Below are 15,684 nucleotides of genomic sequence, written 5' to 3'. Positions count from 1 at the left end.
GTCGTCATGTCGTCACAGCCGCCGGACGTGCCGTCCGCGGAGCCGGATCTCGCCCAACCTGTGAGAGAGGATACGTTGTTGCGCCTGGTGATCGGGTTGCGCGAGCTGCGGGACGGCAACTTCCGCCGCCGCCTGGTGTTCTCCGGTGGCGGGTTGGCGACCGAGGTCGCCACGGTGTTCAACGAGCTCGCCGAGCGAAACCAGTTCCTGGTCGGCGAGCTGGAGCGCGTCAGCGCCGCCGCGGAGCGGGGCGAATGGCCGATCACGAAGATCGACTTCGACGGCTCCGCGCACGGCGGTTGGACGGTCGCCGCGAACTCGGTGAACACGATGACCAGCACATTGCTGGCACCGATGGCGGAGCTCAACCGGGTGCTGGGGGCGTTCACCCGCGGCGACCTGACGCAGCGGATGCCGCGCCGCGCGGCCGACGCGGCGCTGCCCGGGGAGCTGGCCGGACTGAGCACGGCGGTCAACGAGATGCTGGACCAGCTGTCGCTGTTCGCCCAGGAAATCACCAGGGTGGCGCGGGAGATCGGCACCGAGGGCAAGCTCGGTGGTCAGGCGCAGGTACCCGGCCTGGTCGGCACCTGGAGGGACCTGGCCGATTCGGTCAACGGGATGGCCTCCGACCTCACCGGCCAGCTGCGCGACATCTCGCACGTCGCCAAGGCGGTCGCGGCCGGCGACCTGACCCGCAAGATCACCGTCGAGGTCTCCGGCGAGACGCGCGAGCTCAAGGAGACCATCAACACGATGGTCGACCAGCTGTCGGGGTTCGCGGAGGAGGTCACCCGGGTGGCCCGCGAGGTGGCCAGCGAGGGCCGGCTGGGTGGTCAGGCCGAGGTGCCTGGCGCGGCCGGCACCTGGCGCGGCCTGGTCGACTCGGTGAACTTCATGGCCAACAACCTCACCGTCCAGGTCCGCAACATCGCGCAGGTCGCCACCGCGGTCGCCCGCGGCGACCTGACGCAGAAGATCGACGTGGACGCCCGCGGCGAGATCTTGCAGCTGAAGAACACCATCAACACGATGGTCGACCAGCTGTCGGCGTTCGCCGACGAGGTCACGCGGGTGGCCCGCGAGGTCGGCACCGACGGCAAGCTCGGCGGCCAGGCGCGGGTGCACGGCGTGGCGGGCACCTGGAAGGACCTGACCGACAACGTCAACATCATGGCCGACAACCTGACCAACCAGGTGCGCAGCATCGCCCAGGTGGCGACCGGGGTGGCTGGCGGCGACCTGTCGAAGAAGATCATGGTGGAGGCCAAAGGAGAGGTCGCTGCGCTGGCCGAGACGATCAACGGGATGGTCGAGACGCTGCGCGCATTCGCCGAGCAGGTCACGCTGGTCGCGCGCGAGGTCGGCACCGAGGGCAGCCTCGGCGGCCAGGCGCGGGTGCCCAACGTGGCGGGCACCTGGAAGGACCTGACCGACAACGTCAACATCATGGCCCGCAACCTGACCAACCAGGTGCGCAACATCGCCCAGGTCACCACCGCGGTGGCACGCGGCGACCTGTCCAAGAAGATCGACGTGGACGCGCGCGGCGAGATCCTGGAGCTCAAGACCACCATCAACACGATGGTCGACCAGCTGTCCGCGTTCGCCGCCGAGGTCACCCGGGTGGCCCGCGAGGTCGGCACCGAGGGCAAGCTCGGCGGCCAGGCCGAGGTTGCCGACGTCTCCGGCACCTGGCGGCGGCTGACGGAGAGCGTCAACCGGCTGGCCGGCAACCTCACCACCCAGGTGCGCGCCATCGCCCTGGTGGCCACCGCGGTCACCGAAGGCGACCTCACCCGCCAGATCACCGTGGACGCCTCCGGCGAGGTCGCCGAACTCAAGGACAACATCAACGCGATGATCAGCAACCTAAGGGAGACCACCAGGGCCAACCAGGAGCAGGACTGGCTGAAGACCAACCTCGCGCGGATCTCGGCGCTGATGCAGGGCCAGCACGACCTGGACGAACTCGCCCAGCTGATCATGACCGAACTGGCGCCGCTGGTGTCGGCTCAGTACGGCGCGTTCTTCCTGAGCCGGCCGGGGGAGGACGACCGCACGATCCTGGAGCGCACCGCAGGCTACGGCCGCCCCGGCTCCTGCGACGGGGGGCCGCCGCTGCGCTTCGAGGTGGGGGAGTCGCTGGTCGGGCAGGTCGCGGCGGACCGCAAGTCGATCCTGGTCACCGACGTGCCGCCGGAATACGTCCGGATCAGTTCCGGGCTCGGCGCAACCGCACCCGGGGACGTGGCGATCGTGCCGGTGCTGTTCGAGGGCGAGGTGCTGGCGGTCATCGAGCTGGCGTCCGTCAACAAGTTCACCTCGGTGCACCTGGACCTGCTGGAACGGCTGAAGGAGACCATCGGCGTCGACGTCAACACGATCGTGGTGAACTCGCGCACCGAGGCGCTGCTGGCCGAGTCCCAGCACCTGGCCAAGGAGCTGCAGGCGCGCTCCGAGCAGCTGCAGCAGCAGCAGACCGAGCTGCAGCGCTCCAACACCGAACTGGAGGAGAAGGCGGCGCTGCTGGCCAGCCGCAACCGGGACATCGAGCTGAAGAACATCGAGATCGAGCAGGCCCGCCAGGAGCTGGAGGAACGGGCCCGGCAGCTGTCCCAGGCCTCCACCTACAAGTCGGAGTTCCTGGCCAACATGTCGCACGAGCTGCGCACCCCGCTGAACAGCGTGCTGATCCTGGCGAAGCTGCTGGCCGACAACATGGAGGGCAACCTCACCTCGCAGCAGGTGGATCTGGCCAAGACCGTGCACCAGGCGGGCACCGACCTGCTGCAGCTGATCAACGACGTCCTGGATCTGTCCAAAGTGGAGGCGGGGCAGATGCACCTGCTGCCCGAGGACGTCGAGCTGGTCGACCTCTCCGCGCACATGGAATCGCTGTACCAGCCGCTGGCGGCGGACAAGGGGCTGGCCTTCAAGGTGTCCGTGGCGCCGTCGGTGCCGCCGACGGTGCGCACCGACCGGAACCGGCTGGAGCAGATCGTGCGGAACCTGCTGTCCAACGCGGTGAAGTTCACCGACAAGGGCGCCGTCGAGCTGCGAGTTCGCCCGGCCGAGCCCAGCGAGGTGCACGACCAGGGCCTGCGCCACGCCCGGCGGCGGCTGGCGTTCTCGGTGCGCGACACCGGAATCGGCATCCCCGCCGACAAGCTGAGCCTGATCTTCGAGGCGTTCCAGCAGGTGGACGGCACCACGGTGCGTAAGTACGGCGGGACCGGTCTGGGGCTATCCATCAGCCGCGAGCTGACCGCCCTGCTCGGCGGCGAGCTCCAGGTGGACAGCGAGCCCGGACGGGGCAGCACCTTCACGCTGTACCTGCCGATGGAGCCCTCGATGGCCAAGCCGGTCGAGCCGGTCGCCGAGCCCGAGCCCGTGCCCTGGCCGGTCGCCGTGCCGGAACGCCCGCCGCGTGGATACGTGCCGAGCACGGCGGAGTCCAGCCTGGACGTGTCAGCCGAGGGCATCGACCCGCCGATGCGGTCCACCGAACTGATCCGGCAGGAGGGCCACCAGCACATGCTGCACGTCGAGGAGCCGGCGGAGCGCGCGTCGTTGCAGTTCAACGGGGAGAAGGTGCTCGTCGTCGACGACGACTACCGGAGCGTGCAGGCGATGCGCCTGCTACTGGAGCAGCACGGCCTGCAGGTGGTGCACGCGGACAACGCGCTGGCCGGGCTCAACGCGCTGCAGCACCAGGGCGACATCATGATCGTGCTAATGGACGTGATGATGCCGGAAATGGACGGCAACGCCACGATCCGCATCATCCGGGAGATGCCGCGCTACCGGGACCTGACGATCATCGCGATCACGGCGAAGGCGATGAAGGGCGACCGGGAAGCGAGCATCGCGGCCGGCGCCACCGAGTGCATGAGCAAACCGGTCGACGTCAACAAGCTGCTGGAGCTGCTCGCCGAGCACCTGCCGGCGGGACGCGCCCCCAAAACAGAGGGATGAGGCTCAGTCGACCTGCTCTGGCTCTTCGATCGTCGGCATCTCGGCGAGCTGCTCGCGCAGCTTCTGGGCCCACGCGAGGTCGCGCGCGAAGGTCGCGTCGAAGCGGTCGATGCCGTGTGGATCAGCCATGGCGGTTCCCAACTGTGCTAGCTCGCAGGCTGTTGCCGACCACAATAACCGCAGGTGGAAGACCATCGGCGGGTCAGGCCTGCCGATTCCGCGACGCCCGGGGCGGCCGGGGCCGATGTGCCGTCAGTGGCGGTTCCGCAGCGCCGACCGCCCCGAACCGAAGACGGAAGTCACACTTCAGGGTCTTTCGGCACTGTTGCGACCGCCACGGGCTGCTCCACCGGCACCGGCGCGACCAGCGGATCCTGGCGCAACTCGCGCCACAAGGAGAACGCCAGCGCGAGCATTACCAGCACGAACGGGGCGGCCGTGACGATGACCGTCTTCTGCAGGGCATCCAGACCACCGGCGACCAGCAGGACGATCGCGGTCACACCGGTCAGCGCGCCCCACAGCGCCAGCACCGACGTCCTCGGCCTGGCGTGGCCGTCCGAGGACAGCATGCTCAGCACGAAGGTGTTGGCGTCCGCGCCGGAGACGAAGAACAGCAGGACCAGCGCCATCGCGATCACCGAGGTCAACGCCGGCCACGGCAGCGTCTCCAGCATGGCGAAGATCGCGTTGTTGGAGTCCTGCGCGGCGGCCTGCGCCACCTGACCGCCGCGGAAGGCGTCCTCGAAGATCGCCGAACCGCCGAAGGCGGTGAACCAGAGGAAGAACACCGCACTGGGCACGCCGAGCACGGCGATCACGAACTCGCGGATGGTGCGGCCCTTCGAGATGCGCGCCAGGAACACGCCGACGAAGGCGCCCCAGGAGATCCACCAGGCGAGCATGAAGTAGGTCCAGCTCTGCATCCACTCCAGCTCGCCGAAGATCCCGGTGCGCAGGCTCATCGGGATGAAGTCGCCGGCGTACTGGCCGAGGGACTCCACCAGCAGGTTGAGCACGAAACCGGTCGGCCCCAACGCCAGCACGAATGCGAAAAGCAACACGGCCAGCCCCATGCTGGTCTCGCTGAGGAACCGGATCCCCTTGTGCAGCCCGGTGATCGCCGAGGTGGTGAACAACAGCGTGACGACCGCGATGATCAGGATCTGCGTGCTGGTGCCGCCCGAGAGGCCGAACACCCTGGACAGCCCGCCGTCGATCTGCAGCGCGCCGAGCCCCAGCGAGGTGGTAGTGCCGAACAGCGTCGCGAAGATCGCCAGCACGTCGATGGCCTTGCCGACCGGGCCGTCGACGCGCTCGCCCAGCAGCGGCCGCAGCATCGGGCTGATCAGGCCCTTGCGGCCCTTGCGGTGGGTGGAGTAGCCGAGCGCGATGCCGAACACCGCGAAGATCGCCCAGGCGTGCAGGCCCCAGTCGAAGAACGAGTACTGCATCGCGACCACGGCCGCGTGCTTGGTGCCCGGCTGCGCCAGCCCGTGCGGCGGGGTCATGAAGTGGCTGATCGGCTCGGAACACCGCGAAGATCGCCCAGGCGTGCAGGCCCCAGTCGAAGAACGAGTACTGCATCGCGACCACGGCCGCGTGCTTGGTGCCCGGCTGCGCCAGCCCGTGCGGCGGGGTCATGAAGTGGCTGATCGGCTCGGACACCCCGTAGGAGACCAGGCCGATGCCCATCACCGCGGCCAGGATCATCGCCAGCCAGCTGATCGTGCTGAACTCCGGGCGGTCGGTGTCGGCGCCCAGCCTGATGCGGCCGTAGCGGCTGGCGGCCAGCAGCGCCAGGAAGCCCAGCATCGCCAGGCTGGCCACCAGGTAGACCCAGCCGAAGGTGCCGGTGATCCAGTTCAGGGCGGCGTCGGTGACCGCGTCGAGGTTGTTCGTGAAAAGGGTGGCCCACAGCACGAACAGCGCGCAGAGCGCCACCGATGCGTAGAAGACCGCGCCCAGCGGGTTGGTTGGGGGAGTGCTGGCTCGTGCCATCAGGTCGACTCCAGTCGAAAAAGGTTCGGACCCCAGTCCGGGCGCGCGTATCCGACGCGAGGCGAAAGGCGACCCGAGCAGGGAAGAGGTGAGGGGAGAGCGCCGCAGACCCCGACACGTGCTGCGCGTGCGACGGCGGGCGCCGAGGTGGAGGCTGGTCGAGGCTCTTCCTGTCGGGAGATCGCGGCGGAGGTTCCGTCGAACCTCGATCATGGGCGGTCCGGGCAACTGCCGCGCGGAAAAACCCGCCGCCGAATCGAGAATCCTACCGCACCCGGATCAGGCGGCTGCCGACGCCCCGGGTTCGAGCACGGGCTGTGCCCGCCGGCCGCCGCGCGAGACCGGCCTGCGCGGGCGGCACGCCAGCACCCCATCGCGCGCCTGCGGAGCAGATATTCCTTGCGGTCCAACGGGTTGTGGTCCGTGCGAGGCCGGGTTGGGATCGCGCTGCGGACCGTTTCGTACCGGGCGAAGGCGGATTCGAGCACTCCTTCGCCGCGCTTCCAGTGACCGGAGGCTTGCTTGAGCCACTCATGCCCGGTAGTGGCGTCGGCGAGTTCCGCGCACTGCGGCACGTAGTTCAAGAAACCGCATCGCCGGCGAACCGGCCGGCACGAGCAGGCCCGCGCCGACGACCGCCACACCGGTCAGGCTCAGCAACTGGCTCGTGCCAAGATGTTCCGGGGCGGGCGGTGATCGCGGGACGGTGTCCTGTCGCGCATCGAAAGTCCTCGGTCCGCTGCGGGCACCACCCGCGCGGGCGGCGAGGATTTGGCGTACTACGGGGAGTTCGGCAGCGCCCTGGAACGATTGAGCCCGCGCCGGCGCGGCAAGCCGCCGGGGTGACGAGAAGCACGGATCGGATGTGCGGTCGGGGCTACCGGTCGCGGGGTTTCGCGCGGGTGTGCATGCGCTCGCCCTGCGGGCCGAACAGGCTGAGAAGCTCCACCGGCGCTTCCCCGGTGCTGCCGAACCAGTGCGGCAGGCGGGTGTCGAACTCGGCTGCCTCGCCGACCTTGAGCACGATGTCGTGTTCGGCGAGCACCAGCCGCAGCTTGCCGCCGAGCACGTACACCCACTCGTAGCCCTCGTGCGTTCGCGGCTCGGGTTCGCTGCGGTCGGCGCCGAGGATCATCTTGAACGCCTGCAGGCCGCCGGGCTGCTGGGTCAGCGGCACCACCGTCATGTCCCCGTGCTTCACCGGCTTCAGCCGCACCCGGGGATCGCCGACCGGCGGTGCGCCGACGAGTTCGTCCAGCGGCACCTGGTGGGCGTGCGCGATCGGCAGCAGCAGCTCCAGGCTGGGCTTGCGCTGCCCGGACTCCAGCCGCGACAGCACGCTGACGGAGATCCCGGTCTTTTCCGACAGCGCCGCGAGCGTGCAGTTGCGCTGCTGGCGGATGGTCCTGAGCCGCGGCCCGACGGCGGCGAGTACGTCCTGCATCCCTTTATTGCAGAAACAGCAACAAGGTTTGTCAAGTCGTCGCGACGGCGTGCATGGTCGGTGTCATGAGTTCGAACGTGGAAGACGTACTGGTCATCGGCGGTGGGGCCGCCGGGTTGAACGCCGCGCTCGTGTTGTCGCGGGCCCGCCGCCAGGTGTTGGTGGTCGACTCCGGAAGGCCGCGGAACGCGCCCGCGCACCAGTTGCACGGGTTCGTCTCGGCGGCGGCCGGCGCCAAGGTCGCGATCGCGGTGAATTGGGACCTGATCGAAGCGGACATGCCGGAGGCGGCGCGGTGAACGACATCGACTGGGCCGCGATGGCCGACCTGTTGGAGCTCGAAGGCGAGACGCACAGCCCGTACGTGCAGGGAGCTCTCGGCGAGCTGGCACACCTGGCACCGCAGCGGATTCTGGACATCGGCAGCGGGCCAGGCGTCGCGGCCTGCGAGTTGGCGGCGGTGTTCCCGCAAGCCGAGGTCACGGCCGTGGACGGGACGCCGCAACTGCTGGCGCGCGCCGGAGAACGGGCCGAGCGGCTCGGCGTGCGGCTGCGAACCCAGGTGGTCGAGTTCCCGGCCGGGCTCGCCGACCTGGCCCCGGCCGACCTGGTGTGGTCGGGGCAGGTCGTGCACCACGTCGGCGATCAGCAGGACGCGCTGAACCGGCTGGCCGGGCTGCTCGAACCCGGCGGCGTGCTGGCCATCGTCGAGGGCGGCCTGCCGGCCCGCTGGCTCCCGCGCGACCTGGGCTTCGGGCGTCCCGGCCTGCAGTTCCGGCTCGACGCGGCGATGGCGGACCGGTTCGACCAGATGCGGGCCGACCTGCCCGGATCCATCACGGTGGCCGAGGATTGGCCGGGCATGCTGCGCGCCGCGGGGCTCACCGAGGCACGCGCCAAGACCTTCCTCCTGGACCACCCCGCGCCGCTGGCCGATGGGCCGAGGCGGTTCGCGCGGAGGGTGCTGGAACGGCAGCGCGGGGGTCTAGCGGACTCCCTTGATGCGGAGGACCTGGCGACGTTGGACAGGCTGCTGGACCCGGCCGACCCGGCGGGTATCGACCGGCGGCCGGACCTGTTCCTGCTGACCGCGAAGACCGTGCACTTCGGCCGCAAGCCCCGATCCTGATGCACCCGTGCGCGCTCCGGGCTGCTACCCGGAGTGCGCACGGGTGCCATCGTCGAGCGGCGTGGGTTGCCAGGCACGGGCGAGTTGGTTGCGCAGCAACGGTTCCGGACTGTCGTCGCCGCAGTTGAGGCGATCGTCGAGCCGGATGAGCGTGTCGGCAACGGGCGAGCGCGAGGCCTCGGGCGCGAGCGGCCGCGTCGTGACCGGCCTGCGCGTCGATCGGCCGCACCGCGAGCGGGCCGGGAGCGCCAACGCTTTCGCGACCAGCGAAGCCGCGCACCGGGCGCCGGGCGGTCAAGTTCGTCACGCCGGCGATTGCCCGCGCTCAGCCCTCGGCGTTCTGCCGCAGGTAGGTCTCCCGGGTGTGCTCGGTGTGCTCCCGCATCAGCTGGGCCGCCCGGTCGGCTTCGCCCTTGCTGATCGCGTCGATCAGGGCCGAGTGCTCGTCCCAGGACTTCTTGCCCCGGGACTTGGCCAACGGGGTGTGGTACCAGCGGACCCGGCGGTCCACCTGGGCCGCGATCTCGACGAGGATCTTGTTGCCGGACATCTCGGTGATCCGGGCGTGCAGTTCGGCGTTGGCCGCGAACACTTCCTCGGGGTCGTCGGCCTTTAGGGCCTGGATGCCGCGCTTGTAGATCTGCTTGAGCTCGGCCACGCCCTCCTTGGTCGAGTTCAGCGCCGCGAGCCGGGCCGACTCGCCCTCCAGCAGGGTGCGGACGCTCAGCAGTTGGTCGGCTTCTTCCGGGGTGGGGCTGTGCACGAACGCGCCGTAGCCCGGCCGCAGGTCGACCCACTCGTCCTTCTTCAGCCACTGCAGCGCCTCGCGCACCGGCTGCCGGGAGACGCCGAGCAGTTCGGCGAGTTCCTTCTCCACCAGGTGCTGACCGGGCTTGAGCTCGCCGGTGATGATCAGCTCCAGGATGGCTTGGTAGACGGTCTCCCGGAGCGGGACCGGGCGCGCGACCTGGCGCGCGGCGATGCCCTGCGGCAGTTTCGAGGTCAGCGACATGCGGTTACCTCCGGGGCTGGGCTAGGTCCGCCCGGCGGGCCCGCCGGTTCGTGCGCTTGCGGCCGGCATTCTTCGGCGGGCGTTTTGCCCGATGGCTTTAGTATGCAGTATGCGACCGTCCCGAGCTTGCAAAAGCGCCGCGCGTCGTCGTCGCGCAGGTGATCGCCCGTGAGGTCGGGTCTCTGGAGGCGTGGAATTAGCGCGGCACGCCCGGCGTTGCGCAATAACCACGATTTTCCGGTTGGAGGCCGAGATGGCTTCGGGAGAGCGTTTCGAGGGGCTGGACGCCTACTCGCGGACGGTTGCCGCCGTGGCCTCGGCGATCACGCCGAGCGTGGCGAGCCTGCACTCGTCCGGTGAATGGGGCGACGCGGCCGGGTCGGCGGTGGTGTTCACCGCGGACGGCTTCATGCTGACCAATGCGCACGTCATCGGCCGCGCCACCGGCGGCACCGCGCGCTTCGCCGACGGCACCAGCGCCCCGTTCGCCGTCGTCGGCACAGATCCGCTCTCCGACCTGGCCGTGGTCCGCGCGGCCGGCGAGACCCCGCAACCGGTGCAGCTCGGCGACAGCGACCAACTGGTGGTCGGGCAGCTCGTCGTCGCCGTCGGCAATCCGCTCGGGCTGGCCGGTTCGGTCACCGCGGGCGTGGTCAGCGGACTCGGGCGGTCGCTGCCCGCACGAAGCGGCAACGCCGCAAGGATCATCGAGGACGTGATCCAGACCGACGCCGCGCTCAACCCGGGCAACTCGGGTGGCGCGCTGTCGGACTCGCGGGGCGTGGTCGTGGGCGTGAACACCGCGGTCGCCGGGGTCGGCCTGGGCCTGGCGATCCCGATCAACGCCACCACCCGCCGCATCATCGACTCGCTGGTCCGGCACGGCCGGGTCCGCCGCGCCTTCCTGGGCCTGGTGACGATCCCGGCGCCGCTGCCCGAAGAGCTGGCCGAACGCACCGGGCAGGACACCGGCCTGCGGGTCGTGGACGTGGTCCGGCAGAGCCCGGCGGCCCGAGCCGGGCTCCACCGCGGCGACCTGGTGCTGACCGCGGGCGGCAGCCCGGTGCGCGATGCGCAGGGCCTGCAACGGCTGATGTTCGCCGAAGCCATCGGGCGACCGCTGCAGATCACCGTCACCCGCAACGGCGCGCTGGTCGACGTGATAGCGGAGCCCGTGGAACTGCTCGACAGCCCGCGCTGACCGGCCCGGGCGGAGCCCGCCCGGCGGCTAGAGTCGGACGGTGCCCTCCGCATCCATCCCGGTCACCCCGGCGCTCGGCGTGGCCATCGCGTTGCTGCTGGTCGCCGCCGCCGCGGTGGCCGGCCTCGGCGGGCTCGCCCGGTACCGCGACGTGCTTTTCGCCGGTCTGCGCGGCGCGGTGCAGTTGCTCGTTGTCTCGCTCCTGATCGCCTACATCGTCCGGTGGACTGCCCTGGCCGCCGCGTTCATCGTGTTGATGTTCGCGATCGCCGCCCATACCGCCGGGCGGCGCATCACCAGCGACCGCACTTGGCTGTGGGCCGGACTCCCGATCGCCGCCGGAGTCGCGCCGGCGGTGCTGGTGCTGGTCGTCACCGGTGCCGTCCCGCTGACCGGACTGGTGCTGATTCCACTGGTGGGGCAGCTGATCGGCGGAGCGCTGGTAGCGACCGCGCTGGCCGGGCGGCGGCTGCTCGACGAGCTGCAGCAGCGGCGCGGCGAAGTGGAGGCGGCGCTGGCGCTGGGCATGGTGGACCGCGCGGCGCGGCTGGAGATCGCCCGGCCCGTGGCCGGAAGCGCCCTGGTGCCCGCGGTGCTGGTGGAGTTCGGCGCGGTCGAAGCCGAAGCGGCCGGGCTCCTCGCCGCCGGCGGTGTCCATGTGCCGCTGGGCGCGGTCGGCGGTCTGCCGGGCCTCGTCGCGGCGGCCGAGCGCGGCCAGTGCACGCAGTTCGCACCACGCGGTGATCTGCGCCCGGTGCAGGGGTGTGTCGGTGTGTTCCCCGGCCTGGGCTGCCAGTTCGAGCGCGTCGCCGGGCCGGTCCTGGAAGTAGGCGACCATCGATTGCGCGCCGAGGCTCCACCCGGCCAGCCGGTGTTCGCCGACGCTGACACCGAGCCGGGCTCCGGTGCCGAGGTGGATGTGGGCGGCGGTGTAGTCGCTGGTGGTGAACGCGAGATCGCCGAGCAATGCAGAAAGCCACCCTGCAAGTCGTCGTAGCTCGGTGCGGGCGGCATCACGTTGGGGATCGGTGAGCATGTCGACGACCATCTGGCGGCACCGGTGGATCTCGGTGGCCAGCACATTCGGCGCGTAGCGGGCGTAGTGGGCTTGCGCGAGTGAGGAGTACGAACCGTCGATGAAGGAATTTCTGGTCAATATCAAGATCGAGTGGCCGCGCGATCTTTCGGAGGAGACCATCCGGAAACTGTCGGTCGACGAGCGGACGAGGCCTACGGAGCGAGCGGCTGAAGGACACCTCGTCCGGATGTGGCGAGTGCCCGGACGCCGGGAGAACTGGGGACTCTGGCGCGCCGGGGACGCGAGTGCGCTGCACGAGATCATCAGCGCCCTACCGGTGTGGCCGTACATGGACGTCACAGTGCATCCGTTGGCCACGCATCCCGTCGATCCGGGCACCTCGACCACCTGAACCGGACGATGCAGAATAGTCACGATGATCCGTTGTGCGAACAGGCGTACCGGCTCGACGCCGAGCATTGGAACCTGCACAAGCGGTCGCTGACAGTCCCGCTGAAGCGGCTGCAGGTCGCTCTTGGTATCACGCGAGGCGCCACCTGCACGAACTCCTCTCGGGCCACGGCCCTCGACGCATATCTCGAGGACCGTGGCACCGCGTGCGGTTGGGCGAGCTCCGGGTCAGACGCGGTCGGCAGCGATCAGGAGGTAGTGGAAGCTGCCCTCCCGGTAGGCGGTGAGGAAGGGGTCTTCGATGCCCGTTGCCACCGATGACTTCGCTCGGAGTTCCCAGTACGGGATGGTTTGGGCGGTTAGGTCGATGACGTTGATGGGGATCAGGTTGTTCGCGGCCATCGCCTTGAAGTACTCGCTGCGCGGGTGGATGTTGCAGGTGTAGTGCTCGTCGATGCGGCTGACGGCCTTGGATCGCAGGCCGGTCACGTCGTTGGAGCAACCGGTGATGCACACGTAGTGGCCGCCGTATTCGAGCAAGCGGGAGAACTCGGCGAAGAGCTCGAACAGGTCGACGTACATGGTGGTTTCGTTGGTCCAGATGCCTCGCCGGGAGGCAGTGTCGAAGCCGGTGTCGAGCATGTTGCGGAAGTGAAACCGCACGCTCTCGGCGACTCCGAGGTTCGCGGCCTGGTTGTTGGCGAACTCGACCTGGGATTCCGAGATCGTCACGCCGTCCACCTGGCAGCCGAAGCGCTTGTGGGCCATGACGCTGGTGCCGCCGCGCCCGGAGCCGGCGTCCAGCAGGCGGTCGGACGCGGCGATGTTGCCGAGGTGGTCGAGCAGGAAGTCCGCCTGGGCGGTCTCCAGTCTGTGCATCTCGTTGATGATGGCCTTGTCCCGTGCGGTTTCAGGCAGCTCCAGAACGCCAGGGTCGTAGTCGCCGATCCCGTAGTGGTGGTGGTAGATGCCGTCGATATCGCCCAGCCGCAGGTTCACCGGGTCGCGCTCACGGTTCCAGTACTCAGCGACGGACTTCTGGTAGTTGGTGCGCAGAACCGGCTTCGTGGTCGAGGCGGCGGTCATTGGTGCTCCCTTCGGGTTGTGCGACTGGACAGTGAAGTCAGTTCGAAGTGGACGGTTCCGTCACGTCGCCGCGCTGGTAGCGACCCGTGGTGGCATGCCATTCCCGGCTGCCGCCGAGCCAGGCCCAGGTGTCGAGGAAGAACCGGCGGAGTGCCGGGGAACCGACGGCGGAAAGCTCTGCTGCCTCGGCCACGAACGCGTGCATCAGCTCGTTGTGGATCTCGACCGTGCGCTTGAGCGCTTCCCGGTACGAGCAGTTCTCCTCGCGTGCGATCACCCGCGGCAGGTTGAAGTCGTTCTCCGACTCGAAGTCCGCCGAGTGCAGGTCGTTGAGCAGCACGTTGGCGTCCCCGGCCATGGTGAACGCGTGCCGGACCCGCGGGTGGTAGAACTCCGTCGGTGACAGCTCGTAGCCCGCGACCGTGTCGACCAGGATCATCGGCGGCAGGTAGCTGTTGAGGTGGCGTTGCACCAGGTATTCCCAAACTGGTGGAGTGCGTCCGTTGGCGTGCCAGTCCGCCTCCTGGTTCCACGCCACGAAGAGGATCGACATCTGGTGCTGGAACCGCGCCATCTGGGGCACCGAGGCGTAGCGGGCGAGGTGTTCCATCGCGGTGCGGAAGGCAGTCGCGAGCGGTTCCTGGGTTCGGTACTCGTCGAGCTGCAGCGCGTACTGCGCGGCGAGTGGGGCCGGGTCGACCACGGCGTGCAGCTTGGCCAACCGGGAACCGACGATCTTCGGGTCGGCACCCAGCTCGACCTCGTCGATGAAGTAATCATCGGTGGCCCACTCCGCGACGACGCACTTGGCCGCCGCCAGCAGGCGGTCGGGGTCGTTGGTGCCCGGGTGCGCGAGCATGATCAGCCGCCCGAAGCCGTACTTGGCGAACTTGTCCAGCCGCCCTGGGTAGATCCCGACCTGCTCCGCCCACTCGACCAGCCGGTCGTCGACCTCCTGGCCGAGCGCGGGATCATCCCGCATCGGGCCGGGGCAGAACAGCTCGGGCATGTCGTCGTCCTCGGCTCGGTCGCTGCCGATTCGTGGTGTCGGCGTGCCGAGGCCGGTGGGTGCCGACCGCGGGGATGGGACGGCGGCATCGGCGGGCAGGCGGGGGAACCGCAACGCGGCGGTGCCCGGACCCGTGGCGAACCGGCGCACGCTCGCGAGCCCCGCGGGCTCGCCACGCCCGTCGTCGGTGAGCAAACGAGCTAGGTCGACGGGCGGCGCGCCCGCCATGCTGGTCAGCAAGGACGTCGCCAACCCGCTGGGGTCACTGGTGGTCCGTTCGCCGGTACCCGACATCTGTGCTTCCTCTTTCCTGCTTTCAGTGATCGCGGTGTACGACGAGCCTGGCCAGCGCGATCAGCTCCGATTCGGCCGTCTTTTGCGGTGCGGCGGATTTCAGGTGGCGCAGCGCGCTTGCCAGCTCGGCATCGGCCTGGACTTGGCTCCAGCGGCGCCCACCCGCCTCCGCTACGAGAGCCGCCGCGAGGACGAGATCGCGGTGGGTCTCGGGGTTGCCGCGCTGGAAGAGCGCGGCGAGTTCGTGGCCCGCGGGGGTGTCGGAGGTCAGGGCGTATACCACCGGAAGGGACTTTTTGCGGTTCCGCAGGTCGGAGTAAACCGGCTTGCCGATGACCTCCGGTGCTCCCCAGATCCCAAGCAGGTCGTCGGTGTGCTGGAACGCGAGCCCCAGGCGCTCGCCGAACCGCCGGAAGTGTTCGACCTGTTCGGCTTCGCCCCCGGCCATCAGGCAGCCGAGGGCGGTGGCGCACCCCATGAGGGCGCCGGTCTTGCCGCGTGCCATCGCCTTGCAGGCATCGAGGCCTATATCGGACCGTCGCTCGAGGTCCAGGTCGGCGCATTGCCCGTCGAGGAGGTTCTGGACGGCGTCGCCGAGTATCCGCAATGCTGGCAGCACCGCCTGGGAATCGCCCTTGGCCAGCACGTTGCAGGCCAGCATCTGCAACGCGTTGCCGGTGAGGATCGCGTCGCCGACCCCGAAGACGGTCCACGCCGTCGGGCGGTGGCGCCGGGTTGTGTCGTTGTCGATCACGTCGTCGTGCAGCAGCGAGGAGTTGTGGACCAGCTCCACCGCCACCGCTGCCGGCAGAGCAGCCGATAGGGCGTCAGCGGCCGCGCGGGTCGCTTGCGCCGTCAGCAAGACCAGCGCGGAGCGGATCGCCTTGCCGCTCGAGGCCGCGCCGCAGGTGTTGCCCTCGCAGTCCCACCACCCGAGGTGGTACCCGGCGATGCGGCGCGTCGAAGCGGGCAGCAGCTCTACGGCGGCGCGCAGCGCGGGCTCGACCAGGAGGCGGCAGTCGGACAACACCTCTTCGGCGCTCCTCGTGCCGGCTTGCGCGTCGGTGGTAGTCAAGGTGAGTTCTGCTCCGTTCACTGCGG

13 protein-coding genes and 1 pseudogene are annotated in these 15,684 nt (G+C 69.5%); 6 read left to right on the top strand and 8 right to left on the bottom strand.

From position 1 onward, the window contains the following. Positions 1 to 6 precede the first annotated feature (6 nt). On the top strand, positions 7 to 3,978 hold the full coding sequence (locus ACRXBZ_RS01615) for a HAMP domain-containing protein (protein ID WP_433877435.1): 3,972 nt from the start codon (positions 7 to 9) through the stop codon (positions 3,976 to 3,978). Between the two features lie 3 nt (positions 3,979 to 3,981). Here the strand turns inward: ACRXBZ_RS01615 and ACRXBZ_RS01610 are convergent, their stop codons facing one another. The 4 genes and pseudogenes from ACRXBZ_RS01610 to ACRXBZ_RS01595 all read right to left on the bottom strand — a co-directional run bounded on the left by ACRXBZ_RS01610 (position 3,982) and on the right by ACRXBZ_RS01595 (position 7,423). After that, positions 3,982 to 4,107, bottom strand: coding sequence for a hypothetical protein (locus tag ACRXBZ_RS01610; RefSeq protein WP_256413609.1), 126 nt, complete (start codon positions 4,105 to 4,107; stop codon positions 3,982 to 3,984). 170 nt (positions 4,108 to 4,277) lie between these two features. After that, on the bottom strand, positions 4,278 to 5,489 hold the full coding sequence (locus ACRXBZ_RS01605) for a BCCT family transporter (RefSeq protein WP_433877434.1): 1,212 nt from the start codon (positions 5,487 to 5,489) through the stop codon (positions 4,278 to 4,280). Positions 5,490 to 5,703: 214 nt separating this feature from the next. Continuing rightward, a pseudogene (locus tag ACRXBZ_RS01600) lies at positions 5,704 to 5,979 on the bottom strand (BCCT family transporter); the annotation flags it as partial. Between the two features lie 877 nt (positions 5,980 to 6,856). Then, entirely contained in the window at positions 6,857 to 7,423 is a 567-nt protein-coding gene (locus ACRXBZ_RS01595) for a helix-turn-helix domain-containing protein (RefSeq protein ID WP_168589101.1), read from the bottom strand. A gap of 65 nt (positions 7,424 to 7,488) precedes the next feature. On the opposite strand from ACRXBZ_RS01595, the gene ACRXBZ_RS01590 reads away from it, so the two are divergent. Both ACRXBZ_RS01590 and ACRXBZ_RS01585 read left to right on the top strand, forming a co-directional pair. Beyond that, on the top strand, positions 7,489 to 7,722 hold the full coding sequence (locus tag ACRXBZ_RS01590; protein ID WP_433877433.1) for an FAD-dependent oxidoreductase: 234 nt from the start codon (positions 7,489 to 7,491) through the stop codon (positions 7,720 to 7,722). Beyond that, positions 7,719 to 8,552 carry a class I SAM-dependent methyltransferase gene (locus ACRXBZ_RS01585; protein ID WP_433877432.1) on the top strand — a complete coding sequence of 278 codons (834 nt, stop codon included), beginning with the start codon at positions 7,719 to 7,721 and terminating at the stop codon, positions 8,550 to 8,552. Before ACRXBZ_RS01590 ends, ACRXBZ_RS01585 begins: the two co-directional genes overlap by 4 nt. Before the next feature lie 325 nt (positions 8,553 to 8,877). Here ACRXBZ_RS01585 and ACRXBZ_RS01580 read toward each other — a convergent pair whose 3' ends face one another. After that, positions 8,878 to 9,564: a GntR family transcriptional regulator gene (locus ACRXBZ_RS01580; protein ID WP_433877431.1), complete on the bottom strand. Its 687-nt coding sequence runs from the start codon at positions 9,562 to 9,564 to the stop codon at positions 8,878 to 8,880. Positions 9,565 to 9,817: 253 nt separating this feature from the next. On the opposite strand from ACRXBZ_RS01580, the gene ACRXBZ_RS01575 reads away from it, so the two are divergent. The 3 genes from ACRXBZ_RS01575 (at position 9,818) to ACRXBZ_RS01565 (ending at position 12,195) form a co-directional block, all read left to right on the top strand. After that, complete coding sequence (locus ACRXBZ_RS01575) at positions 9,818 to 10,765, top strand: S1C family serine protease (RefSeq protein ID WP_433877430.1); 948 nt, start codon at positions 9,818 to 9,820, stop codon at positions 10,763 to 10,765. 40 nt (positions 10,766 to 10,805) lie between these two features. Further along, entirely contained in the window at positions 10,806 to 11,762 is a 957-nt protein-coding gene (locus tag ACRXBZ_RS01570; protein WP_433877429.1) for an ABC transporter permease, read from the top strand. A 139-nt stretch (positions 11,763 to 11,901) separates the two neighbouring features. Further along, complete coding sequence (locus ACRXBZ_RS01565) at positions 11,902 to 12,195, top strand: muconolactone Delta-isomerase (protein WP_433877428.1); 294 nt, start codon at positions 11,902 to 11,904, stop codon at positions 12,193 to 12,195. A 227-nt stretch (positions 12,196 to 12,422) separates the two neighbouring features. Here the strand turns inward: ACRXBZ_RS01565 and ACRXBZ_RS01560 are convergent, their stop codons facing one another. The 3 genes from ACRXBZ_RS01560 to ACRXBZ_RS01550 are packed head-to-tail and all read right to left on the bottom strand — an operon-like array spanning position 12,423 to position 15,658. Continuing rightward, a complete protein-coding gene (locus tag ACRXBZ_RS01560) occupies positions 12,423 to 13,280 on the bottom strand; it encodes a geranyl diphosphate 2-C-methyltransferase (protein WP_433877427.1) in 858 nt (285 codons plus the stop codon). Positions 13,281 to 13,317: 37 nt separating this feature from the next. Continuing rightward, entirely contained in the window at positions 13,318 to 14,583 is a 1,266-nt protein-coding gene (locus tag ACRXBZ_RS01555) for a family 2 encapsulin nanocompartment cargo protein terpene cyclase (RefSeq protein ID WP_433877426.1), read from the bottom strand. A gap of 22 nt (positions 14,584 to 14,605) precedes the next feature. After that, the gene (locus tag ACRXBZ_RS01550) at positions 14,606 to 15,658 is read right to left on the bottom strand and encodes a polyprenyl synthetase family protein (protein WP_433877425.1); all 1,053 of its coding nucleotides are present in this window, start codon (positions 15,656 to 15,658) and stop codon (positions 14,606 to 14,608) included. Positions 15,659 to 15,684 lie beyond the last annotated feature (26 nt).

Origin of the sequence: Saccharopolyspora hattusasensis, assembly GCF_050972075.1 — a bacterium.
GTDB classification, from domain to species: Bacteria; Actinomycetota; Actinomycetes; order Mycobacteriales; family Pseudonocardiaceae; genus Saccharopolyspora; species Saccharopolyspora hattusasensis.
This window is presented reverse-complemented; position numbering and strand designations above follow the sequence as displayed.